The sequence below is a fragment of the Sphingomonas sp. 3-13AW genome, from assembly GCF_049311085.1.
Taxonomy (GTDB): domain Bacteria; phylum Pseudomonadota; class Alphaproteobacteria; order Sphingomonadales; family Sphingomonadaceae; genus Sphingomonas.
Genome location: NZ_JASNVZ010000018.1, coordinates 21,116 through 44,777 on the forward strand (window position 1 = coordinate 21,116; position 23,662 = coordinate 44,777).

At 68.0% G+C, this 23,662-nt stretch carries 16 protein-coding genes; 5 read left to right on the plus strand and 11 right to left on the minus strand.

What is annotated here, in order from left to right; translation table 11 throughout:
* Positions 1-15: 15 nt before the first annotated feature.
* Both QP045_RS16085 and QP045_RS16090 read left to right on the plus strand, forming a co-directional pair.
* A complete protein-coding gene (locus QP045_RS16085; RefSeq protein ID WP_422516010.1) occupies positions 16-1,233 on the plus strand; it encodes an NAD(P)/FAD-dependent oxidoreductase in 1,218 nt (405 codons plus the stop codon).
* Positions 1,234-1,249: 16 nt separating this feature from the next.
* Positions 1,250-2,446, plus strand: coding sequence for a M24 family metallopeptidase (locus QP045_RS16090; protein WP_422516011.1), 1,197 nt, complete (start codon positions 1,250-1,252; stop codon positions 2,444-2,446).
* 42 nt (positions 2,447-2,488) lie between these two features.
* Here the strand turns inward: QP045_RS16090 and QP045_RS16095 are convergent, their stop codons facing one another.
* Entirely contained in the window at positions 2,489-3,781 is a 1,293-nt protein-coding gene (locus QP045_RS16095; protein WP_422516012.1) for a homoserine dehydrogenase, read from the minus strand.
* A gap of 168 nt (positions 3,782-3,949) precedes the next feature.
* On the minus strand, positions 3,950-4,897 hold the full coding sequence (locus QP045_RS16100; RefSeq protein ID WP_422516013.1) for an isopenicillin N synthase family dioxygenase: 948 nt from the start codon (positions 4,895-4,897) through the stop codon (positions 3,950-3,952).
* 211 nt (positions 4,898-5,108) lie between these two features.
* On the opposite strand from QP045_RS16100, the gene QP045_RS16105 reads away from it, so the two are divergent.
* Positions 5,109-5,450 carry a DNA primase gene (locus QP045_RS16105; protein WP_422516014.1) on the plus strand — a complete coding sequence of 114 codons (342 nt, stop codon included), beginning with the start codon at positions 5,109-5,111 and terminating at the stop codon, positions 5,448-5,450.
* Positions 5,447-5,821, plus strand: coding sequence for an MliC family protein (locus QP045_RS16110; RefSeq protein ID WP_422516015.1), 375 nt, complete (start codon positions 5,447-5,449; stop codon positions 5,819-5,821). Before QP045_RS16105 ends, QP045_RS16110 begins: the two co-directional genes overlap by 4 nt.
* An 88-nt stretch (positions 5,822-5,909) precedes the next feature.
* Here the strand turns inward: QP045_RS16110 and QP045_RS16115 are convergent, their stop codons facing one another.
* The 9 genes from QP045_RS16115 to QP045_RS16155 all read right to left on the minus strand — a co-directional run bounded on the left by QP045_RS16115 (position 5,910) and on the right by QP045_RS16155 (position 20,716).
* Positions 5,910-8,765 (minus strand): TonB-dependent receptor, encoded by a 2,856-nt coding sequence (locus QP045_RS16115; RefSeq protein WP_422516016.1) that lies wholly within the window; start codon positions 8,763-8,765, stop codon positions 5,910-5,912.
* A gap of 221 nt (positions 8,766-8,986) precedes the next feature.
* Entirely contained in the window at positions 8,987-10,435 is a 1,449-nt protein-coding gene (locus QP045_RS16120) for a family 43 glycosylhydrolase (RefSeq protein WP_422516017.1), read from the minus strand.
* A gap of 28 nt (positions 10,436-10,463) precedes the next feature.
* Positions 10,464-11,489, minus strand: coding sequence for an arabinan endo-1,5-alpha-L-arabinosidase (locus QP045_RS16125; protein WP_422516018.1), 1,026 nt, complete (start codon positions 11,487-11,489; stop codon positions 10,464-10,466).
* 68 nt (positions 11,490-11,557) lie between these two features.
* The gene (locus tag QP045_RS16130) at positions 11,558-13,153 is read right to left on the minus strand and encodes an alpha-N-arabinofuranosidase (protein WP_422516019.1); all 1,596 of its coding nucleotides are present in this window, start codon (positions 13,151-13,153) and stop codon (positions 11,558-11,560) included.
* A 224-nt stretch (positions 13,154-13,377) separates the two neighbouring features.
* Positions 13,378-13,803 carry an organic hydroperoxide resistance protein gene (locus QP045_RS16135; RefSeq protein ID WP_422516020.1) on the minus strand — a complete coding sequence of 142 codons (426 nt, stop codon included), beginning with the start codon at positions 13,801-13,803 and terminating at the stop codon, positions 13,378-13,380.
* 146 nt (positions 13,804-13,949) lie between these two features.
* The gene (locus tag QP045_RS16140; protein ID WP_422516021.1) at positions 13,950-15,506 is read right to left on the minus strand and encodes a family 43 glycosylhydrolase; all 1,557 of its coding nucleotides are present in this window, start codon (positions 15,504-15,506) and stop codon (positions 13,950-13,952) included.
* A gap of 1 nt (position 15,507) precedes the next feature.
* Entirely contained in the window at positions 15,508-17,292 is a 1,785-nt protein-coding gene (locus QP045_RS16145) for a DUF885 domain-containing protein (protein WP_422516022.1), read from the minus strand.
* 2 nt (positions 17,293-17,294) lie between these two features.
* Positions 17,295-18,335 carry an Ldh family oxidoreductase gene (locus QP045_RS16150; protein ID WP_422516023.1) on the minus strand — a complete coding sequence of 347 codons (1,041 nt, stop codon included), beginning with the start codon at positions 18,333-18,335 and terminating at the stop codon, positions 17,295-17,297.
* Positions 18,332-20,716, minus strand: a complete 2,385-nt coding sequence (locus QP045_RS16155; RefSeq protein ID WP_422516024.1) for a beta-L-arabinofuranosidase domain-containing protein — start codon at positions 20,714-20,716, stop codon at positions 18,332-18,334. The genes QP045_RS16150 and QP045_RS16155 overlap by 4 nt, the downstream gene beginning before the upstream one ends.
* Before the next feature lie 178 nt (positions 20,717-20,894).
* On the opposite strand from QP045_RS16155, the gene QP045_RS16160 reads away from it, so the two are divergent.
* Positions 20,895-23,639, plus strand: coding sequence for a DUF5695 domain-containing protein (locus QP045_RS16160; RefSeq protein WP_422516025.1), 2,745 nt, complete (start codon positions 20,895-20,897; stop codon positions 23,637-23,639).
* The last annotated feature ends 23 nt before the right edge of the window (positions 23,640-23,662 follow it).

Consider the following 23,662-nt stretch of genomic DNA (forward strand, 5'->3'; position numbering starts at 1 on the left):
AACAGGAGAACGGGCGTGCGGGCGACAAATGTAGTGGGGGGTGGCGTCGTCGGCCTCGCGTGCGGGCTGGCGCTCGCGCGCGCCGGCAACGCCGTGACCCTGCTCGAACCGGACGCCACCCGCGCCGCCGCATCCTGGGGCAATGCCGGGCACATCGCGACCGAACAGGTGGCGCCGCTCGCCTCGCCCGCCGCCGTCCGCTCCGCCCCCGGGCGGCTATTCGCGCGCGGGGGCGCGCTCGACCTGCCGCTGGCGGGGATCGCGAACTGGCTGCCCTTTGCACTGCGGCTGGTGGGTCGCTCGACGCCGTCACGCTATGCGGCAGGAAGTGCTGCGCTCGGTTCCCTGCTGCGCGAGGCCATGCCCGCCTGGGAGCGGCTGGCAAGTTCGATCGACGCCCCGGATTTGCTCGCGCAGGACGGGCATCTGGTCGCGTGGGAGACGCCGGAGACGGCACGGGCCGGGCGCGCTGCATGGGCCGCCGCCGACACCGGCACCGCCCGCTTCCGGGACGCGGATGCCGCCGACCTCGCGGCGATCGGCGCGCTGACCGGGACACCGGTCGCCGGCGCGATCCGCTTCTCCGGCAGCGGACAGGTCCGCGACCTCACCGCACTTGCCCTGGCGCTGGAACGCGCGTTTCTGCGCGCGGGCGGCCGGATCGTGCGCGAGCCTGCCCGGCTGCGCATCCTCGACGGGGTGGCGCTGGTTCCCGGCCAGCCCGCCGAACAGGTGGTGGTCGCCGCCGGCATCGGGTCGCGCGCGCTGATGGAGGCGACCGGACACAAGGCGCCGATGGTGGCGGAGCGCGGCTATCACATTCGCGCCGCCGCCGATCACTGGCCCGCCGACTTGCCGCCGCTGGTGTTCGAGGACCGCTCGATGATCGTCACCCGCTATGCCGATTGCGTGCAGGCGGCGAGCTTCGTCGAACTGAATGCCCCCCACGCCCCGCCCGATCCGCGCAAATGGGAGCGGCTGGAGGCGCATGTGCGCGCACTGGGGCTGCCGATCTCCGGGCCGTTCAAGCGCTGGATGGGCGCGCGACCCACGTTGCCGGACTATCTGCCCGCGATCGGCCGCTCGCGTCGCGCCCGCAACCTGCTCTATGCGTTCGGCCACCAGCATCTGGGGCTGACGCTGGCGCCGATCACCGCCGAACTCGTCGCCGCGCTTGCCGCGAAGGAGGCGCCGGCGGTGGATCTGGCGCCGTTCGACCTCGACCGTTTCTGAACAAGGACACACAGCGATGACCATCGGCGGATCGAGCGCAGAGGCCGAACTCGCGGCGATCACTCCCTGGGCGGACCGCGCCTCGCCCATCGGCCCGGCGGAGCGCCAGACCCGGCTGGAGCGCGCACGCACGCTCGCCGACGCCGGGCGCGCGGACGGGCTGCTCCTCAACGTGGGCGCAACGCTGCGCTATTTCGCGGGCGTGCCCTGGGGCCCGAGCGAACGGCTGGTGGCGATGCTGCTGCCGGCAAGCGGCCGGCCGGTGCTGCTGTGCCCGGCGTTCGAACTGGGCACGCTGGAGGCGGACCTCGCGATCGATGCCGACATCCGCCTGTGGGAGGAGGATGAGGACCCGATCGCGCTGCTGGCCGACACGCTGGCGGCGACCGGGATCACGAAGCTCGCGGTCGACCCGCTGTTCCCCTTCCAATGGGCCGAGCGGCTGCGCGCGCGGGCCGGCGGCGTCACGCTGATGGACGGTGCCCCCGCGATCGACGGCTGCCGGATGGTGAAGTCCCCGGCGGAACTGGCGCTGCTCGCCCAGGCCAAGGCGATGACGCTGGAGGTGCATCGCCGCACCGCCCGCATCCTGCGCCCCGGTATCGCCGCGAGCGAAGTCGTGCGCTTCATCGACGCGGCCCATCGCGCGATCGGCGCGGCGGGGTCGAGCTTCTGCATCGTCCAGTTCGGCCGCGCGACCGCCTTCCCCCACGGGCTTCCCGGCGAGCAGTACTTGCAGGAGGGCGAGCTGGTGCTGGTCGACACCGGCTGCCTGGTCGAGGGCTATCATTCCGACATCACCCGCACCTATGCGTTCGGGTCGGTCTCCGACGAGGTCCGCAGCATCTGGTCGCTCGAAAAGGAAGCGCAGCAGGCCGCATTCGACGCGGTGGTGCCGGGTGCCCCGTGCGAGAGCGTCGATGCCGCCGCCCGCCGGGTGCTGGAGGCGGCCGGGCTCGGCCCCGACTATCGCCTGCCAGGCCTTCCCCACCGCACCGGTCACGGCATCGGCCTGTCGATCCACGAGCCCGCCTATCTGGTGCGCGGCGACAAGACGCCGCTCACCCCGGGCATGTGCTTTTCCAACGAGCCGATGATCGTGGTGCCGGATCGCTTCGGCGTGCGGCTGGAGGATCATTTCCACGTCACGGACACCGGGGCGGGATGGTTCACCCAGCCCCAGCACGCGATTGACCGGCCCTTCGCGGAGTAAGCGCTCGAACCCCGGAGCACGCCGGGGTTCGCGACGCGGCGATTAGCTCTCCAGGATATGCATCCACATCGGTTCGCCGACCAGGCTCGGCGAACCGCGCAGGCGCTCCAGCGAGGCCGCGACCGCACGTTCCGGCCCATCGTGGGTGACGATCGCCACCAGCACGCTGCCGTCGGCATTGGCGCCACGCTGCATCAGCCGCTCGATCGAGACGCCGGCATCCCGCATCGCGGTCGCGATCTCGGCCAGCACGCCGACCTTGTCGGCCACCATCAGCCGCAGATAGGCGCGGCCGCGCCGCTCGCCGGTCGGCGCGGCGGGCTGCTGGACCAGCACATCGGCCGGCATCGCATAGGGCGGGCCGAACTCGCCGCGGGCGATGTCGATGAGGTCCGCCACGACCGCGCTCGCGGTCGGGCCATCGCCTGCGCCCCGGCCCTGGAAGAACAGCCGGCCGACGAAATTGCCCTCGGCGACGACCGCGTTGAGCGAACCGGTGACATGCGCGAGCGGGTGGTCGAGCGGCACCAGATGCGGATGCACCCGCTGGAACAGGCCATGCGGCCCTGCCTGCGCGACGCCGACCAGACGGATGCGATAGCCCAGCGTCTCCGCCTCGGCGATATCGGCGGCGAGCACATGGCGCACGCCGGTGATCGCGACATCCTCGAACGCCGGGCGCGTGCCGAACGCGAGGCTGGCGAGGATCGACAGCTTGTGCGCGGCGTCGATGCCGTCGATGTCGAAGCTGGGATCCGCCTCCGCAAAGCCGAGCCGCTGCGCTTCCTCCAGCACCTGGGCGAAGTCGCGGCCCTCGGCCTCCATCTTCGACAGGATGAAATTGCAGGTGCCGTTGAGGATGCCATAGACCTGGCTGATCTCGTTGGCGGCAGCGCCTTCGCGCAGGCCCTTGATAACCGGCACGCCGCCCGCGACCGCCGCCTCGAACTTCAGCGCGACGCCGCGGCCTTCCGCAGCATGCGCCAGTTCCAGGCCGTGGTGGGCGATCATCGCCTTGTTGGCGGTGACGACGCTCTTGCCGTTGGCGAGCGCGGCGCGCGTCAGCGTAAGCGCAGGCCCGTCGGCGCCGCCGACCAGTTCCACCACCACGTCCGCGCGCCCGTCACTCGCAAGCGCGGCGGTATCGTCGACCCAGTCGAAGCGCGAGATGTCGACGCCGCGATCCTTGGTCCGGTCGCGCGCGGAGACGGCGACGATCTCGATGGGGCGGCCGGCGCGGCGGGCAATCAGCGCGCCGTTCGCGTCGAGCAGGCGAATGACACCAGCGCCGACCGTACCAAGTCCTGCGATCGCGACGCGTAGCGGTTCCGTCATGCCTGCCTCTTCCATTTCGCCGCCGGACACCTCCCGGCGGAGCGCAGCCGTTAGCGGACGCGCCGTGGTATAAACAACCCCAACACGGCCATTATTCTTTTCAAAAGTTACGGACGCTCGTTCAGCGCCGGTGGCGGCGCGCCCGCCACAAAGCGGGCGCGCGCGGCCTTACTTCTTCAGCAGCCCGATCTCGACCAGACGCTGGTGGAGATAATCGTGGGCGGTGATCGGCTCGGGATAGCGATTGCCCTCGCCGATGCAGCTCGGCAGCGTCTCGATCAGGAAATCGGGCGCGGGGTGGAGGAAGAAGGGCATCGAATAGCGCGAATTGCCGCGGCGCTCGGGCGCCGGGTTGACGACGCGGTGCGTGGTGGAGGGCAGGACATGGTTGGTCAGCCGCTGCAGCATGTCGCCGACGTTGACCACCATCGCGCCCGCCGGCGGCTTCACCGCCAGCCAGCGGCCGTCCTTGTCGAGCAGTTCCAGCCCGGCTTCCTCGGCACCCAGCAGCAGGGTGATGAGGTTGATGTCCTCATGCGCCTCTGCGCGCACGCCCGGGGCGTCGGCGGGGATCGGGGGATAGTGGAGCAGGCGCAGCACCGAATTGCCGTCCTTCACCGCATGTTCGAACCAATTGGGGTCGAGCTTGAGGTAGCGCGCGATCGCCGAGAGCAGCTTGAGCCCGGCCGTGTCGAAGGCGGCGAACAGCTCCAGGAAGGTTTCCTTGAAGCCGGCCGGTGCCGACGGCCAGATGTTGTCGGGCATCACGTCGCGGAACCGATGGCCGGCCGGCAGTTCGCGGCCGATGTGCCAGAATTCCTTGAGGTCGGTGACCTTGGCGTTCTTGGCGATCTCGGTCCGGAACGGCGTGTAGCCGCGCGCACCGCCGCCGCCGGGGGTGTGATAGGCGCGCTTCTCCTCCTCCGGCAGGCGAAAGAATTCCTCGGTCAGCGCCCAGGCGCGATCGATGAGCGCCGGGTCGATGCCATGGTCCGCGACCATCGCGAAGCCAAAGCGCTGGAACGAGCCGCCGAACGCCTGTGCGAAACCCTCCGGGTCGTTCTGCTGGTCGGCCAGCGAGACGAGCGGCACCTGGGTCATGGGAACGTCGAGCATGAGATATCCTGTAGGGGTATGAATATCCCGGTGAATACGCCTCCGCGGCACCAGGGAACAGCCCCTGCGACCCGCGGAAACGGACTATATCGCGATGTCGCCACGCCTGCCCGACACTCGGATCGGCGCGCACCCCGGGAACACGCGGCCCCGCCCGCCGTTCGCGCTTCTGAGGGCCCGTTTCCTGCGGGCCGAGACGAAGGAGCGTATCATGGGTGGTCACCAGGTACCGGGGCTGGGTTCCGGCGACAGCTTTGACGAGGAAGGCTATGACGAAAGCCAGCGCGCGGAAATCCTTGAGGTAACCAGCGACGGTCCCACCGACGGCACCTTGCTGACGGACATCGAGCCGGACCTCGGCGACGATGACGACGACGACGAAGACGACCTCCTCATGGAAGACGATGAGCTCGGCAGCGAGGACGATGACGACGACGCCGAGGTCGATCCCGAAGACCAGGAAGAGGACGAGCTGCAGGAGGACTTCGACGAGGACGACCTCCCCGAGGACGACGATCTCGACGATCCCGACCGGGCCGCGCTGGAGCCATGATCCGCGCGCTGGGCCCGGCCGCGCTCGTGCTGCTGCTCGCCGCATGCGGCGGCGGCGCGCCGGCGCCCGGCGGCAACGACCAGGGTGCCGCGCCCGAACCTGCGGCATCCGGGGACGCGGACATCGACCTGTCCCCGGTGACGCTGATCTATCGCTGTGACGACAAGACCGTCCTCACCGCCGTCTTCGACAACCGCGTCGGCAATCTGACGCTGCGGGAGGGAAGCAAGACGCTGGGCGTGCTGGACAGCCAGCCCGCGGCATCCGGCATCTGGTATGCGGGCGATGGCATGACCCTGCGCGGCAAGGGCCGCGAGGCCAGTTTCGAGCGGCCCGGGCACGCCGAGACCAACTGCCTGGCCGACGAGTAGCGGCCGACGCGAAAAAGGGGCCGGCGCTGGCCGACCCCCTTTCCTGATAGCATTGGGAACGTCCGGCGGGGTTGCCCCCGCCAGCGGCTTACATCGAGAAGCGGACGCCCAGTGCGAAGGTGCGATCGATCAGCATCGTGCTGGAGTTGAACTGCTCCGGATTGCCGACATCGCCGAACCGGTAATAGTTCTGCTGCTTCGCCTTGGTGAGGTTCACCGCGTCGAAGGTCAGGCCGATATCGTCCGTGACGTTCCAGGTCAGCTGGAGGTCGAGGCTCTTTTCCGGCTGGCGCCAGAAGCCGATCGGGTTCGCAAAGGAGCGGCCCTCGTTGCTCTGGAGGAAGCCCTTGCGCCAGATGTACGACAGGCGCGCACCGACCGGGCCCTTATCGTACGCGAGCGTCGCGTTGTACGAGAACTTCGACACGCCGAAGAACGACGAGGTGGTCGACCCGACGATCTCACCCTCGTTGTTGGTGACGGGGATCGTCTGCTCGGAATCGAGGATCGTCGCGCTGCCCGTGAAGCCCAGGCCGTCGAGCGGGCCCGGCAGGTAGCTCGGGAAGTAGGTGAGGCCGACTTCCACGCCCTTCAGCACGCCGTTGGACGCGTTCACCGGACGGGTGATGTTGAAGATCTCGGTATAGGTCTCGTTGCGCGGCAGATAGTTGTTCGGAATGACCTCGCGAATGGTCAGCGGAACCACCAGGCCTTCGATCTCGCGGCGGAAGCCCGTCACGTAGATCGCGCTGTTGCGCTCGAAATACCACTCCAGCGCCAGATCCATGTTCTTGGAATGGGTCGGACGCAGGTTGGCCGTGCCCGAAGACCCGGTGCCGAAGCCGATGCGCGACAGGTCGCCCGTGAGCACGCGGTTCGGGTTCAGGTCGCCGAAGTTCGGACGACGCAGCGTCTCGCCATAGTTGAAGCGGAGGCGCAGGTTGTTGGTGATGCCATAGCGTGCGGTGAACGACGGCAGGAACTTCTCCGACCCGGTCGAGACCGAGGTGCGGGCGAAGTTGTTGCCCCGATCGAAATAGTCATAGTCGGTATCGATCGCGACATAGCGCACGCCGCCCTGGATCTGCAGCGGGCGACCGAACAGGTCGATCTCGCCGTCGGCCAGGATATAGGCCGCGGTGTTGATCTCGTTGATGCCGAACACGCGACCGAAGGTCAGCTGGTCGGACAGCAGCAGGTTCGTGCCCGGGTTCGCGGCGTTGTACTGGGTGCGGATCGCATCCTTGTCCATGCCGCGCGGGTCGGCGAGCACCCAGCTGGTCGGGATGTCCGCCTGGTTGTCGAAGAAGCCCTTGTTCGTGAACGAAGCACCCTGGCCGAGCGACGCCAGCGTCACGCCCAGGCCGCCTGCGCCCTGGTCGCGCACGAAGCTGTCCGCATCGCGATTGTCGTAGCGGAAGCCCGCCTTGATGCGGCGCAGGAAGCCCTCGTCCCAGCCATACTCGCCGTCGAGCATGAAGGTCAGCGCGCTGCCCTCGCTCTTCGTGCCGTTGTCGAACAGGTTGCCGACCGTCCACGCCGTGGCGTCGGTCAGGACAGCCTGGTTGCCGAAGCTGTACGCCGGCAGGCCGCCGCCCGCGTTGAAGTCGATGTCGAGGTCGAGCGGACCGCGATCGGTACGGATGGCAAAGAACGAGGTCTTGTTCTTGCTGGTCTGGTAGGTGAGGTCGGCGGTGATCTTGCCGCGATCGGCCACGTCCCACGCGCCGTTCAGGGCATAGACGAAGCTGTCGGTCTTGCTGGTCGCGACGTCGCCGCTGTTGAAGCCCGAAACCGCACCGGCGCGACGCGACTTGATGATGTTGGTGCCTTCGTACAGCTCGAAGCTCGAGCCCGCCGGGTTGGGAATGCTTCCCCACCAGTCCGCGAAGCTGAAGTGCAGGCTGTTCATCGTGGTCTGGCGGAAGCCGGTGTAGAACACCTCGGCCGTGTAGACCGAGCGGTCGTTCGGCGCCCACTGCAGCGCTGCGTTGACGGCCGGGCGCTCACGCTTGCCGTACAGGTCCGACGCGATGACCGCGTCGCGCGACAGGTAATAGGGCGTGTCGACGCCGTTGATGTTGAGCGTCGAGCCCGGCGCGATCGGCAGGCCGGCGTCGAGACCCGGGGTCCAGTTCTGGTTGCGGTCGCCCGGGAAGATGCGCTCCAGCGGGGTCAGGCCGCTGCCGGCCGGCGGGGTCTCGGTCGCGAACGGGACCATCGCGCCGGCCTGCAGGTTCTGGTTGCGGAACTTGGTGCGCGTGTAGCTGCCGTTGATCAGGAAGCCGATGTCGCCGATGCCGGTTTCCCAGCGATTGCTGACGAGCAGCGCGACGTTCGGGTTAATCTCGTCGGCCAGTTCGCTGTAGATGCCGCGGGCGAGGCCCGAGATCGCAAAGCCGTCGAAGTCGAGCGGACGACGCGTCTTGACGTCGATTTGTCCGGCAAGACCGGTTTCGATCTGGTCGGCCGAGCGCGTCTTGTAGACGTCGATCTGCTTGACGAGGTTGGCCGAGATATCCTGCAGGGCAAAGGACGTGCCCGCCGCGGTGAAGATGTTGCGGCCGTTCAGCGTGGTTAGCGGGTCGGTAAGACCGCGGATGCTGATGGTAGCAGCTTCGCCGCCGGCGCGATCGGTGACCTGGATGCCGGTAACACGCTGAAGTGCCTCGACAACGTTATTGTCGGGCAATTTGCCGACATCTTCAGCCACGATGGAGTCGACGATCTGGGTGGCTTCGCGACGCACGTTGAGCGCGCCGACGATGCTGCCCCGCACGCCGGTCACGACGATCTCGCCGCCTTCCTGCACGTCCGCATCGGCGTCATAGGCCGTGGTGGTGGTCTGGGTTGCGTCCTCGGCGGTGGTCTGCGCAAAGGCCGGCGCCGCCAGGACCAAGGCTGCAACAGATGCGGTACGCAAGAAAATCGGCTTGAAAGCCATGTGCCTCTCCCCTCGCCGGGCTTGGAACCCGGGCTATTGTCGGAAAACTTTACTCCGACAAAACTACGGCAACGTCCTGTTAACCGCAAGCGGGTTTCAGCAGCTGCTGCTCAACGAGCGGGCAGCGTTGCCCGAAAGTCACGCACGACCGATCCGGCAACGGCTGGCGCCGCGCCGGATCGGGGAGAAATCGTGCTTTTCTAGGGTAGTTTGCCGGGAACTCAGCTGACGCGGAACAGGGTGTTCCGGGCGTTGCCGCGCTTGTTCCGGGCTACCAGCCGCAGGGTGCCGTTCACATGGGCAAGCACCATATTGGGACGCCCGGCCAGCGCGAAGCGGACGGTGTCGCGGTCCACCGACTCGCGCACGAAGCTGCTGCGGAGCACGAACTGGCGATCGCGCAGCGGCTGCGCCAGGCGGACGCTGCCATCGGGCGCCGCGAACAGCACGCGGTCGGCGGCATCGATCGGCACCAGCGACACCGATCCGGTGCCGGCCATGCTCTCGACGCTGCGGAACTGGCTCGACGGAATCGAGCCCTGCCCCACCACGACCTGGTCGCCGTCATGCCGCACAAAGCGGTCGGCGGCGTCGGCCGGGGAGAAGCGATCCGGCACCGGACCGTTGCCGACCGGGATGCCGAAATCGGGGGTACCGTCCGGGCGATAGTAGATGCGCTGCACGCGGGTGTGGCGGTTCGGGTCGAACAGCGGGTCGCCCGTGATCGCCTTGTAATCGCGCCCGTGGTAGACGAGCACGTCGCGGCCCTGCTCGTCGACGGTGAAGCTGTTGTGGCCGGGACCATAGACGCTCGTCACTTCCGAGCTCACGAACAGCGGCTCGGGCGATTTCACCCAGCTCTTGGGATCCATGATGTCGGCATCGTCGCGCGCGGTGAGCAGGCCAAGCGAATAGCGGTCGTCGGTGGCGCTCGCCGAATAGGTCATGAACAGCCGGCCGTTGCGCGCCAGCACTGCCGGCGCCTCGGCGACCTTGAACCCGCGGATTTCCCAGTCGAGCGTCGGCACGGTCAGGCGCACGGCCTTGGCACCCAGCGTCAGCGGCGTCTTGAGCGGCGCCAGATAGAGGTTGGAGTTGGTGTCGATGCCGGGCTCACGCTCAGCCCAGCAGAAGTACGAAACGCCGCGATGCTCGAAGATGGTGGAATCGAGGTTGAAGCCGTCGAACGGGGACTCGAACTTGCCCAGCACCTTCCAGTTGCCGGTCATCGGGTCGGGGCCGTCGCACACGATCGCATAGGTGCGGATGCGGAACACGTCCTCGCCACCGCCGCTGGGGCCGGCTGCGAAATACATGATCCACTTGCCCTGGAAGAGGTGGATCTCGGGCGCCCAGAGGAAGCCGGACATCGGCCCCGTCGCCTCATGCCGCCACAGCACGCGCTCCTCGGCCGTCGCCAGCCCGGCAAGCGTGCGCGAGCGGCGCAGGATCAGCCGGTCATATTCCGGCACCGATCCGGTGAGGTAGTAATAGCCGTCGGTGTGGCGGAAGATCTGCGCGTCGGCACGCTGCTTGACGAGCGGGTTGACCGGCACGGGGGCGGCGCCGGCCGCGGCATCCGGCATGCGCGCGCCGGCAAAGGCTGCCTGCGCGGCAGCGACGCTGCCGGCGGCACCGGCGAGGAAGAAGCGGCGGTCGAGATGAAGCATGTCGGGTCTCTGATTCAGAAATGGGGGGTCATTGGGCAGCGACGGGCCAGCCGTCCGCGCCCCAGGTGACGGGAGCGATGCGCAGCGTAGGGGCGCCGTTCTTCTCCCGGTCATAGGCATGGTAGACCACATACTCGCGGCCATCCTTGTCGCGCAGCCAGCCGGGGTGGCCCGGCCCGCGGAAGCGCTGCTTTTCCTGAAGATCGGCGCGCAGGAAGATCGTCCCCTGGCCGTTCATCAGCGAACTGCCGTCCTTGCCCAGATAGGGCCCGGTGATCTCCTTCGATCGGCCGACGACGGTATAGTAGGTGCTGTTCACGCCCTTGCAGCAGTAATCATAGGACACGAACTGATAGTAATAATCGCCATGCGCCACGATGAACGGTGCCTCCACGGGCGCGGCGGCACCGGCCGGCGCCAGGCGGCGCGCGATCGAATAGCGATGCTCCTTGGGATGGAGCAGCTTGCCCGTCTTGCGATCGAGCTCGAACAGCTTGATGCCGCTCCAGAAGCTGCCGAGCGAGAGCCAGTGGCGCCCCTCCCGGTCGATCACGAAATTGGGGTCGATCGCGTTGAAATCGTCGGCGGGCTCGGACTGCACGACCACGCCCTCGTCCCGCCACGCGAACTTCGGCGACTTGGGGTCGAGCGTGGCGTTGGTCGCCATGCCGATCGCCGAGCGATTCGAACCAAAGGTGGAAACCGAATAATAGAGCCGCCAGCGGCCGTTCACGAACGCGATGTCGGGCGCCCACAGGCCGTTGGTGCCGGGCACCGCCTTGGTCGCCCATTCCGGCAGCTTGGTGAATACCGGCGCGCCTGCGGTCCAGTGGATCAGGTCGGTCGAGCTGCGGGTCTCGACCAGGCGATCGCCGTGGCCGGTGCCGAACACATAATAGGTATCACCCTCGCGCGCGATCACAGGATCGTGCGTGGGTGCAAGGTCGCCGGTCAGCCGCTCGTTGAGGCTGGGCGCCTGTTGCGCCGGAGCAGTGGCGCCGCCCAGGGCAAGCGCGGCAACAGCGGCCAGCGCCAGGGGCCTGAAACGGATCATCGAACCTCTCCTGCGGGAAGGGATACGGGGGGCGCCCGGCGTGTTCGCCTGGGCGCCCCTCCCTTAAGTTACTGTACGTCGAGCACGACCACGGACTTGGCCGGCAGGGTGACGGTCAGCGTGTCGCCGTTCACCTGCGCGCCGTTGAACGCCGCCGGCTTCACCACTTCGGGTGCGTCGAAGGTGTTGTGCGCGTTGATCGCCGATGCGGTGAGCACGCGGCCGGAAATGGAACCGGCGTTGATGCCGTCCAGCTTCACGGTGACGGTGTTCGCCTGGTTCGGATCCAGGTTGGACAGGCCGATGTGGATCTTGCCATCCTTGCCGCGCACGGCCGAGCCGCTGACGGCGCGCACGGTGAACTGGTCCTTGTTGTACCAGGGCGCATTGATCGTGATCGGCAGCACGGTCGCGTCCTGCCACGGCTTGTACATCTCGAACACGTGATAGGTCGGCGTCAGCACCATCTTGCTGCCGTCGGTCAGGATCATCGCCTGCAGCACGTTCACCATCTGCGCGATCGCCGACATGCGGACGCGGTCGGCATGCTTGGCGAAGATGTCGAGATGGATCGAGGCCACCAGCGCGTCGCGCAGGGTGTTCTGCTGGCGCAGGAAGCCCGGGTGCGTGCCCGGATCCTGGGCATACCAGGTGCCCCATTCGTCGACCGCCAGGAAGACGCGCTTCTGCGGGTCGTACTTGTCCATGATCGCGCTGTGCTTGGTCACCAGCTCGTCCATGCGCCATGCGGCGGCAAGCGTGTCGGCCCATGCGGTCTCGTCGAAGTTGACGGGATCGGCCTTGGGCGGCCAGCCGCCCTGCGGCAGCGTGTAGTAATGGAGCGACAGAGCATCGAGGTGCGGTGCCGCCTCGCGCATCATCACTTCGGTCCAGTGATAGTCGTCGACATTGGCGCCGGCGGCGATCTTGAGGACCTTGGTGCCCGCAGGCGCCTTGATGAAGGTCGCATAGCGGCGGGTTTCGTCGGCCGCGAATTCGGCGCGCATGTTGCCGCCGCAGCCCCACAGCTCGTTGCCGATGCCGAAGTACGGCACTGCCCACGGTGCCTTGTGGCCGTTCCGGGCGCGCTCGTCGGCAAGGCTGCCGGCCGGCGAGGTCATGTATTCGACCCACTCCGCCATTTCGCGCGCGGTGCCGTTGCCGACGTTGCCGGCGACATAGGCCTCGGCGCCGACCTGGCGCAGCAGCTCGAAGAACTCGTGCGTGCCGACCGTGTTGGGCTCGGTCACGCCGCCCCAATGGGTGTTGATCTTGATCGGGCGCTTGTTCTGCGGGCCCACGCCTTCACGCCAGTTATACTCGTCGGCAAAGCAGCCGCCCGGCCAGCGGATGACCGGCACGTTGAGGTTGCGCAGCGCCGCGACCACATCGTTGCGGAAGCCGTTGGTGTTGGGAATCTTGGAGTTCTTGCCGACCCAGAGACCCTCGTAGATGCCGTTGCCCAGATGCTCGGCGAACTGGGTGAAGATGCGCCGGTCATAGGTCGGTCCGGGCTGGTTCGCCTTGATTGCGACCGTAGCGGTGCCGGCGGCAGGGGCCGGAGCCGGGGCCGAGGCCGGAGCCGGGGCAGTCTGAGCGCTCGCCGCGAGCGGAGCAGCCGAAAGCAGCAGCGCAAGCGCCGTGCGGCGGAGGGTACGGATCATGGGTCGTCTCTCCCGTTGCTGCTACGGCCGAACGACCGCAGCCCTAATTCCACCCTCTGATGGGGTGCACGAACGTGGGGAGCCGGAGCCCCACACGTATTACTCGGACATATTCCAGCAGCGGGATTAAGGCAATCGCGATCCGAGTCCAGCAATGGAACGTAAGACGGGCGGGGTGTCGCCACCCCGCCCGTCCTGGCAAAATCGCTTCGGTGGGAGGCGCGTCAGGCGACCGTCAGCCCTACGTCCACGTTGTTGCGGGTCGCGTTGGAATAGGGGCAGATCTGGTGCGCGGTCTCGACCAGCTTCTCCGCATCGGCGCGGTCGACTCCGGGCAGCGTCACTTCCAGGTCGGCGGTGATGCCGAAGCCCCCTTCGGAACGCGGACCGATGCCTACGGTCGCGGTGATGCTGGTTTCGGCGGGGACGCGCAGCTTGAGCTGCTGGCCTGCGACCTTAAGCGCGCCGATGAAGCAGGCGGCATAGCCCGCGGCGAACATCTGCTCGGGGTTGGTCCCCTCCCCGCCTGCGCCGCCGAGTTCCTTGGGCGTCGACAGCCGGACTTCAAAGCGGCCGTCGGTTGCACGCGCGGTGCCGTCGCGGCCACCGGTTGCGGTGGCAGAGGTGCGATACTTCACATCTACGGACATTTGCAGGCTCCTTTGAACGATTCGTTATTGCGATAAGGAATATGGCGCGCCGGGCGCCTGCTGTCCAGCGTTTTGTTTATCGCGATATCTTTATCCGTCACACCGCAGACCCGGTTCGACCCGCGGCAGACAGATTCGCTGAAGCCTTAGCGCGGGCGCTCGCACGACGGCGCGGGCGTCGTGGGCGGCGTCGCATGCCCGGGACGACGGGCAAGCACTTCCCATTCCTGCACCGCCAGCCCCGCATTGCCGCCGGTGCTGCCGGCCGCCTGGAACACCGCCCGCAGGCAGCGGGTGGTCACCGGTGCGAAGCGCGTCTGCTGGAACGCGCCCGCGGCGGTGCCATAGCGATCGGCACGGGCCACCGGCTTCCAGCCGCCATCCCAATATTCGATCCGCCAGCGTGCGGGCGGGGCCATGCCGGCAGCGTCGTCGGCAACGAACCAGATGCGGGATTCAGCGACGGTGACCGGCCTTGGCCAGCGATATTCGATCCACTGCTGCGGCGGATTGGCGGCGCTCGCGCTGCCCCACATCTCGGGCGGCAGCGGCGACGCGCGGGTGGCGCCGTCGTTGAGCGCGCGCAGCCAGAAGCGCACCGGAATCGGCTCGTTCGAGGCGGCGGGGGTCGCTGCAGGCGCGATGTTGCGGCTGGGCGGCGGCACCGGCTGCGGGCTGCGGGTCGGCACCACCGGACGGATCGCGGGCGGGCTGACGCGGTCGTCCCACTCCAGCCGGTCGATCGCCACGCTGCGGCGGAAATGCCCGCCGCCCGCACCATCGGCGGTGTGATAGGCGAGATACCATTGCCCGCGATATTCGATCGCCCCCGGATGCGACGTGGTCGAGGACACGGGCTTCAGCACGGTCCCGCGATAGGTCCACGGCCCCAGCGGGCCCGGCGCGGTGCCATAGGCGATGCAGGCGTGGTACAGCGTCGGCGTGCAGGGCGAATCCGGCCCGGCATTGTTGCCGGCATAGAGCATGTAATAGACGCCCTTGCGCTTCATCAGCCACGGCGCCTCGAAGAAGCCGGTCAGCCCCGTCACCGCGATCTGGCGGCCCTTGGGGGTCACCATGTCGCGCTCCAGCTCGATGCCGCGCAGCTTTCCGAACGTTCCCCAATAGAGATAGACGCGCCCGTCCTCGTCGACGAGCACCGTCGGGTCGATGTTCTGGATGGTGTTGGGTTCGGGCACCCGCTGCGACACGATCGGGCCCGCGGGATGCGCGTCCACCCATGGACCGGTCGGGTTGTCCGCCACGGCGACGCCGATCGCGAACCCGTCCCTGGCGTCGGTGTTCGCCTCCAGCACCGGGGCATAGAGATAGAGCCGGCCGTCCGGGCCCTTCACGATCTGCCCGGCATAGGCACGGCCGGGCGCCGCCCAGCGGAAGATGCCCTCGGGCGTCGCGACCGCGGGATAATGGGTCCACGCCCCCGCCGCCGGATCCCGCGTGGCAAGCAGCTGCCACTCGTTCATGATGAAGTCGTTGACGTCAGCGGGCGCCTCGTCGCGGCCCGCTAGGATGTAGAGCGTGTCGTCGATCACCACCGGCGCCGGATCGGTCGAATAGAAGCGCCCGTCCGCCAACAACGGGTTGCCGGCGCTCTGCACCGGCACGCCCTGCGGCGCGGCGGCAGCGGCCGGCGGCGCTGCTGCGAGCAGCGCCGCGAGCGCGACCGGCGAGCCCCCCCGCATCCTATTGCGCGTCCGGATACGGGCCCTTGCCGCCTTCCGCGATCAGCTGGTCCACACGCGCCGCCATCACCGGCAGCGGCACCGATCCGAGTTCGAGCACCGCGTCATGGAAATTGCGGATGTTGAACCTGGGGCCGAGCGCCTGTTCGGCCTTCGCGCGCGCTTCCTGGATCGCGAGCTGGCCGATGTAATAGGACAGCGCCTGCCCCGGCCAGGCGATATAGCGGTCGACCTCGGTCGTGATCTCGTGATCGGCCATGGCGGTGTTGTCGTGCAGATATTTCTGCGCCTGCTCGCGGCTCCACCCCTTGGTGTGGATGCCGGTATCGACCACCAGCCGGGCGGCGCGCCACATCTGGTAGCTGAGCATGCCGAACACGTCATAAGGCGTGTCGTACATGCCCATCTCTTCGCCCAGCGCCTCGCAATAGAGCGCCCAGCCCTCGCCATAGGCAGAGATATAGCTGTCGCGGCGGAACGCCGGCAGGCTGGTGTTCTCCGCCGCCAGCGGCATCTGGAAGGCGTGGCCCGGCGCGCTTTCGTGCAGGGTCAGCGCAGGGATCGAATAGAGTGGACGCGCCGGCAGGTTGTAGGTGTTGACGAGGTAGATGCCCGGGCCCCCGCGCCCGCCGGTGTAGAAGGGCGCGACCTCGTCCGGCACCGGCTTGATCGCGAAACGGCTGCGCGGCAGCCGGCCGAAATACTGGCTGGCCTTGCCGTCAAAGGTCTTGGCGACCCAGGCGGCGCGGTCGAGCAGCGCCTGCGGGGTCTTCACATAGAATTGCGGGTCGGTACGCAGGAAGGTCAGGAACGCCGGCAGGTCGCCCTGGAAGCCGACCTGCTGCTTCACCTCCATCATCCGCGCGCGGATCTTGGCGACTTCCGACAGGCCGATCGCGTGGATCTCGTCCGGCGTCTTGTCGAGCGTGGTGAACTCGCGGATCTTGGACTGGTAATAGGCCTTGCCGTCGGGAAGGTGATAGGCGTCCAGCTCCTTGCGGGCGCCGGGGATATATTCGGCGCGCAGGAACTTGAGCAGCTTGGCGTGGGCGGGCACCACCGCCTCGCGGATCGCCGCTTCGCCCTCCTTGCGCAGCGCCGCCTGGGTCGCCGCGGGAATGGTCGAGGGCATCTTGCGGAACGGCGCGTAGAACGCCTGGTCGTCGAGCGACTTCGCCTCGGCGACCTGTGCGACGCCGATGTCGCGGCCGTTCAGCGTGATCGCGGACGGGGTGAAGCCGCGCTTGAGGCCAGCGCGCATGTTCGCGATCTGCTGGTCATAATAGCGCGGCACTTCCCGCAGCATGGCGATGTAGTTGCGATAGCCGGCCTCGTTCTCGAGCGGCTCACGCGCCCAGCCGGCGATATTGCCCCAGAAGCTGGTGTCGGCGTTGAGCGGCTTTTCATATTCGCGGTAGCGCTGCTCGGCGAGCAGCGCATCGATCTGCCCCTTGTAGACCGCGTAGTTGGCGCGGTTGGCAGGCGTCAGCGTGGCCGGATCGATGGCGGCGAGCGCCCGTTCGGTCGCTTCCCAGCGCTGGAGCTTTTCGGCCTGCACCTTGGGTCCGACGTCCGGCAGGCGCTTGGCCGCGCCAGCGGGGCTGTCTTCATTGGGGCCGGACAGCTGCGTGCGCCATTCCCATTCGGCCGTGTAGATCGCCTCGAACCGCTGGTCGGCGGTCTGGGCCGTCGCGGCCTGTGCCGGGGCCGCGGCAACTGCCGCCTCCACCACCGCCAGCTGCCCCATCATCAACGCTGCCCCAAGCAGAAACCGTGCCTTGCGCATGCCTAAGCCTTACCCCCCTGTGCCAGCGCCATCAGATCGGCATGGAGAGACGCGGGCACCCGCACGCCTTCCACCAGGCTGCGCCGCCGCGCGGCATAGCGCCGCGACCCCGGCAGGCGCGCACCCTGCGTTTCGATTGCCTCGAACATCGCTTCCGCCCGCGTGAGATGCTCGGCGACGCCCGCACCCAGAAACCCCGCCGGGTCGATCGCGAGGACCAGCTCGCCGCCCAGCGGCGATCCGCCCGCGCCATCGTCGGCCGCCATCGATTCCTTGCTGGTCATGTCGCCGATCAAAGGCCCGGCGATCAGCTCGACCATTGCGGCGAGCGCCGAACCCTTGTGCCCGCCAAAGGTCCGCATCGCGCCAGAAAGGACCGCGGCGGCGTCCGTCGTGGGATTGCCGTCGGCGTCATAGCCCCAGCTGTCGGGCACGGGCTTGCCCGCGCGACGGTGGAGCTCGATCTCGCCGCGCGCGACCGCGCTGGTGGCAAAGTCGAACACAAACGGCTCGCGGCCCGGCCGTGGCCAGCCGAACGCGATCGGGTTGGTGCCGAACACCGGCTCCGTCCCGCCCGCCGGCGCCACCCAGGCGTGGCTGGGGGTGAAGGCGAGCGCGACCAGCCCCTGCTCGGTCAGCGCCTCGACCTCGGGCCAGAGCGCGGCGAAGTGGACGACATTGTTGAGCGCCAGCGCGGCGATGCCGAACTTGCGCGCCTTTTCCACCAGCAGCGGCTTGCCGCGTTCAAAGGCGAGCTGGGCAAAGCCGCCGCCGCCATCGACCCGCACCAGCGCCTGCGCCGGCTCGCTCACCACCGGCACCGCGTCCTTCGACACGCGGCCTGTGGCGATGCTGCGGGTCGCAACCAGCAGCCGGTAGACGCCGTGCGAGCCGCAGCCATCGCGCTCGCCGGAGACCAGCGTCTCGGCAACCGCCGCGGCATGATCGGCGGAGAGGCCCGCACCGGACAGCACGCTGCGCGACAGGGTGCGGACCTCGTCCAGCGTCATCGCCACCGTGTCGGCGGGATCGGCCCCGCTCATGTCGTCGCGCCCGGCTTGGCGGTGAACAGGCGGACGCCGAACACCGGCCCGGCGCTGCTGCGGTCATGCGGCACGAACTTCACCTTCACGCTCTGCTTGCCCTTGGTCAGCGCCTCGGGAAGCGGATATTCGACGTCGAAGAACTTGCCCGGCTGGTCGTTCTCCAGATGCTGGGTGGCGAGCTTCACATTGTCGACCAGGATGTCGAAGTCGCGCGCGCGCTCGCTGCCCCAATAGCTGGCCTGCAGGACGAGCGGACCCGGCTTGGTCTTCATCGAGAATTCGAAATAGCCGCCCGAGCGCGCATCGCGCCCGTTCCGGCCGCGGTAGGAGACCGGGTAGGAGATTTCGGAGGTCAGCTCGTGATCGCGCTCGGGCTGCATCTCGCCCAGGTGCATGACGTCGACCGAGCGGGCGGCGATCTCCTTCACCCGCGCCTGTTCGGCCAGGAAGGCGACCTCCTCGTTCTTCCAGTCCGCCTCGCTGAAGCGCTTGAAATAGACGGCGTTGCGCCGGTCGTACTGCGAGTAGAACGGCACGAACGTCAGGTCCGCCGGACGCAACAGCCCCTTGGTCGCATAGGCAACGCGGCCCGCGACCGGCGTGAAGGCGGCGAGCGGCTGTTCGCCGACCATCGCGGGATCGACACCCTGCCATTCGCCCTCGCCCGGGCCCAGGTCGGCGGCCATCACCATCGGCCCTCGCACCACCGCGACCGTGTTCGGATCGCCCGGCGCCGATTCGAGCCGCAGTTCCAGCGGGAAGGTGATCGCGACCACGTCCCCCGCCTTCCAGCGCCGGTCGACCACGGCATAGCCGTTGCCGATCGCGGGGGTGACGGGCTGGTCGTTGACGGTCACCTGCACGGCGTCACCGGCCCAGCCGGGCACGCGCAGCGCGATCGGGAAGCGCCCGCGCTTCTTGAGCGCGGAGAGGGTCAGGCGCGCACCGGGCTCGAAGGGATAGCGGGTTTCCAGCGCGACCTGCGCGCCGCGGGTCTCCCACTGCGCCTCGGCCGGGATGTAGAGGTTGACGATCAGGCCGCCCTCACCCTCCCAGAAGATCGCCTCGCCATGCTTGGCATGGCTTTCCATGCCGGAGCCGACGCAGCACCAGAAGGGATCGTCGTTCGGGTCGGAGAATCCGCGCACCGTCCCCGTCATCAGCGGCGTCATGTACGTGAAGCCGCCCGTCCTGGGGTTCTGCGCCGACATCACATGGTTGAGGTGCGCGCGCTCGTAGAAATCGAACAGCGCGCCATCGGGCTGCCAGTGATAGAGGTGCTGCGTCAGCTTGAGCATGTTGTACGTGTTGCAATGCTCGCACGTCTGCTCGGTGATGTGGTGGGCGATGGTGTCGGGTTCGGAGAAATACTCGCGGTCCGCATTGCCGCCGATCACATAGCTGTGATGCTGGGTCACCGTCTTCCAGAAGAAGGTGGCGGCGTTGCGCTGCTCGGGCTTGCCGGTGAGGTCGTGGAGCCGGGCAAGCCCGATCAGCTTGGGCACCTGGGTATTGGCGTGGAAGTTGGCGAGCTTGTCCTCGCCCGCGACCAGCGGGTCGAGCACGCGATGGTCGTACAGCCGCTCCGCGACCGTCAGCCAGCGCTTGTCGTTGGTGCGGGCATAAAGCTCCGCATAGCTTTCGTTCAGGCCGCCATATTCGCAGCCCAGCATCTTCTCCATCTGCGCGTCGTCGAGCGCTGCGAACACGCGCTCGAAATAGGCGGCCAGGCCGGTGACGACCTGCAGCGCCTTGGGGTTACCCCAGGCGGCGTGGATGTCGAGCAGGCCGGCGAACGTCTTGTGCATCGTATAGAGCGGTGCCCAGCTGCCGTTGAGGTCAAAGCCCCCGGAGCGGATGTCGCCCTTCATCACCTCGGGAAAGATTTCCTCCCCGTCGACGATGGTGCCGTCCTTCCGCTTGCGACCCAGCGCGCCGACATAGCCGGTACCGCGCGCGGCCTGCACTTCGGCGAGTTCGTCGACGATATAGTCGGCGCGGCGGCGGCATTCCGGGTCACCGGTCTGCTTCCACGTCAGCACCAGCGCGGTCATGTAGTGGCCAAGGCAGTGGCCCGCGATCGTATCGCTTTCCCAGCCGCCATAGATCGGCGCCTTGGGCTCGAGCCCGGCATATTTGCGGAAATTGTGGAGGAAGCGATCGGCGTCGAGGCGATGCAGATAGCCGCGGTTCACTTCGACCGCCGTCGCATAATCGGACGGCTTGAGCCGGACTGCCGCCAGCGGCAGCGGCTTGGGCTTGGCGGGCAACAGCGACGGACCCGGATTGGCCACGCGCGCCATCGCGCTCGCGCCCTGCGCTGCAAAGACCAACGTGGCTGCCCCTACCAGCAGTTCCCTACGGCTGCTCTCGATCACATGCCTCTCCCTTGAAATACCGTATACGATTACGATGCGGCCGCGACCCCGTCAACTGCGAACGCGGATGTTAGGAACAACATCGTATAATGTATTTGACCTGCAGCGGTCCGGCTGGTTTCATGGCCCAAGAGCACAGCCATGCTGCCCCCGGGCCGCAGACTAGGAGCCCGATTTGATGCACGTCCTGCGTACCCTGCCCCTCGTCGCTTTGCTAGCAGCGGTTCCGCTGGTCCCGGTCCTGCAACCCGCCTGGTCGCAGGAGAAGCCGGCCAAACCGGCTGCCAAGCCGATCGCGCGCACCGCATACCGGACGGCGGACTTCCGCATGGAACTGCGCAGCGACACGGGTACGCTCGCGCGCCTGTCGCCCCATGCCGAACCCGCGTTCGACTTCGTGCCGGGGGCGCGAGCGGCGGAGCGGGCCGCGGACGGCTATGTCCATCTGGGCGACCTCAACCTGCGGCTGCGCACTCCGGGTGGTGCGTGGCAGGACTTCGCCTCCTCCAGAAAGCGGGCGCCGATCCGCAGGCTCGCCGCGCGCCCGGGCACGCTCGCGGCCGCCGACATCACCGCCAGCATGGGCGCGGGTTTTCCGCTGAAGGTGCAGCGGCGCTGGGCGACCGAGGGCAAGGCGGTGGCGCTGCGCTTCACGCTCACCAACCCCGGCAGCACGCCCATCGAGATCGGCGGTCTCGGCATGCCGATGGTGTTCGACAACATCATCACCGATCGCGAGCTGGACACGGCCCATGCGCAGGCGAGCTTCGTCGACCCCTATATCGGCCGCGACGCCGGCTATCTTCAGGTGACGCGCCTGAACGGCAAGGGCCCGGCGCTGCTGGTGATCCCCGAGCGCGGCACCCCGCTGGAGGCGTATCGCCCGATCGCGGAGGCGCGCCACGCCGAACCCGGCGACATCTTCACCGACCGCAGCCCGCGCGGCCAGACCTCGGAAGGCTTTTACGACTGGACGGTCGCCAGCAAGGGCTTTGCCGACAAGGAATGGAAGAACGCCGGCGAGCAGTGGAACACCCCGACCAGCATCACCCTGGCGCCGGGCGAAACCCGCACCATCGGCGTGCGGCTGGTGCAGGCGCCGTCGATCCGCGGGATCGAGAACACGCTGGTGCAGCAGGCGCGGCCCGTCGCCGTCGGCATCCCCGGCTATGTCGTGCCCACCGACATGGACGCCTCGCTGTTCCTGAAAACCACCCAGCCCGTCGTCCGGGTCGAGAGCCATCCCGCCGGCGCGCTGACCGCGACCCCCGCGGCACCGGTCAACGGCTGGGCCCGCTATGCCGTGCGCGCCAGCGGCTGGGGCCGGGCGCGCCTGACGATCACCTATGCCGACAACAGCGTGCAGACGGTGAGCTACTTCATCACCAAGCCGCTCGAACAGGCGGTGGCCGACCTCGGCCGCTTCTCCACCACCCGGCAATGGTATGACGACAAGTCCGATCCGTTCCGCCGCGGTCCCGCCGTCATGTCCTATGATCGCGAGGCGAACCGCATCGTCACCCAGGACGCCCGCGTCTGGATCGCGGGCCTGAGCGACGAGGGCGGCGCCGGCGCCTGGGTCGCCGCGATGATGAAGCAGCTCGACAATCCGGTGCCAGAGGAAGTCGCCAAGCTCGAGCGGATGATGAACGAGACGGTGGTCGGCAAGCTGCAGGTGGCAAGCGGCCCGCAGGCCGGCGCCGTCAAGAAGAGCCTGTTCTATTACGAGCCCGGGCAGCACGGCGACTATTACGACCCCGCCCTGAACTGGAAGAACTGGACCGCCTGGACCAAGAAGCAGTCCGACGACCTCGGCCGCTCCTACAACTACCCGCACGTCGCGGCGGGGCATTGGGTAATGTACCGGCTCGCGCGCAACCACACCGGCCTGGTGAAGCGCCATGACTGGCGCTGGTATCTGGAGCGTGCCTACCAGACCACCGTCGCGATGATGCGCGACGCCCCGCATTATGCGCAGTTCGGCCAGATGGAGGGCGACATCTTCGTCGACATCCTGAAAGATCTGAAGCGCGAGGGGATGGCGCCCGAGGCGGCCGAGATGGAGCGGCTGATGAAGGGCCGCGCCGATCACTGGAAGACCCTGCCCTATCCGTTCGGCAGCGAGATGGCCTGGGATTCGACCGGCCAGCCCGAAGTCTATGCCTGGATGCGCTACTTCGGCCACCAGCCGCAGGCCGACGAAACGCGCGAGGTGATCCTGGCCTATGATCCGACCGTCCCGCACTGGGGCTATAACGGCAATGCGCGCCGCTACTGGGACTTCCTCTATGGCGGCAAGGTCCCGCGGATCGAGCGGCAGATTCACCATTATGGCTCGACCCTCAACGCGGTGCCGTTGTTCGACGCCTTCCGCGCGAACCCCAAGGACACCCACCTGCTGCGCGTCGCCTATGGCGGGTTGATGGGCGGCATCACCAACATCGACCAGGAAGGCTTCTCCAGCGCCGCCTTCCACGCCTATCCCGACATGATGCAGTGGGACGCCTATACCGGCGATTATGGCATGGGCTTCTTCGGCCATGCCTATGCCACGGCAACCTATCTGGTGAACGACCCGAGCTTCGGCTGGCTCGCCTATGGCGGCAATCTGAAGCAGCAGGGCGGCACGCTGCACGTCGAGCCCAGGGATAGCGCCCGCACCCGCCTGTTCGTGGCGCCGGCCGGCCTGTGGCTGACGCTGGAAGCCGGCAAGATCGACGCGGCCGACTATGATCCGGCGAGCGGCCGGGTGACGCTGACGCTGTCGGGCAAGACGCGCTTTACCCCTGCCGCGCGGTTGCTGGCGGAAACGACGGTGGCGGGCGCCCGCCCCTATGCTCTCGACGGCGCAAAGCTGGAGCGCGGAGCCTATGCGATCCCGCTGGCGGCGGGCAGCACGCGCGTGACCCTGACGCCCCGGTAAGCGGCACTGGGCGTGGCGCGGCG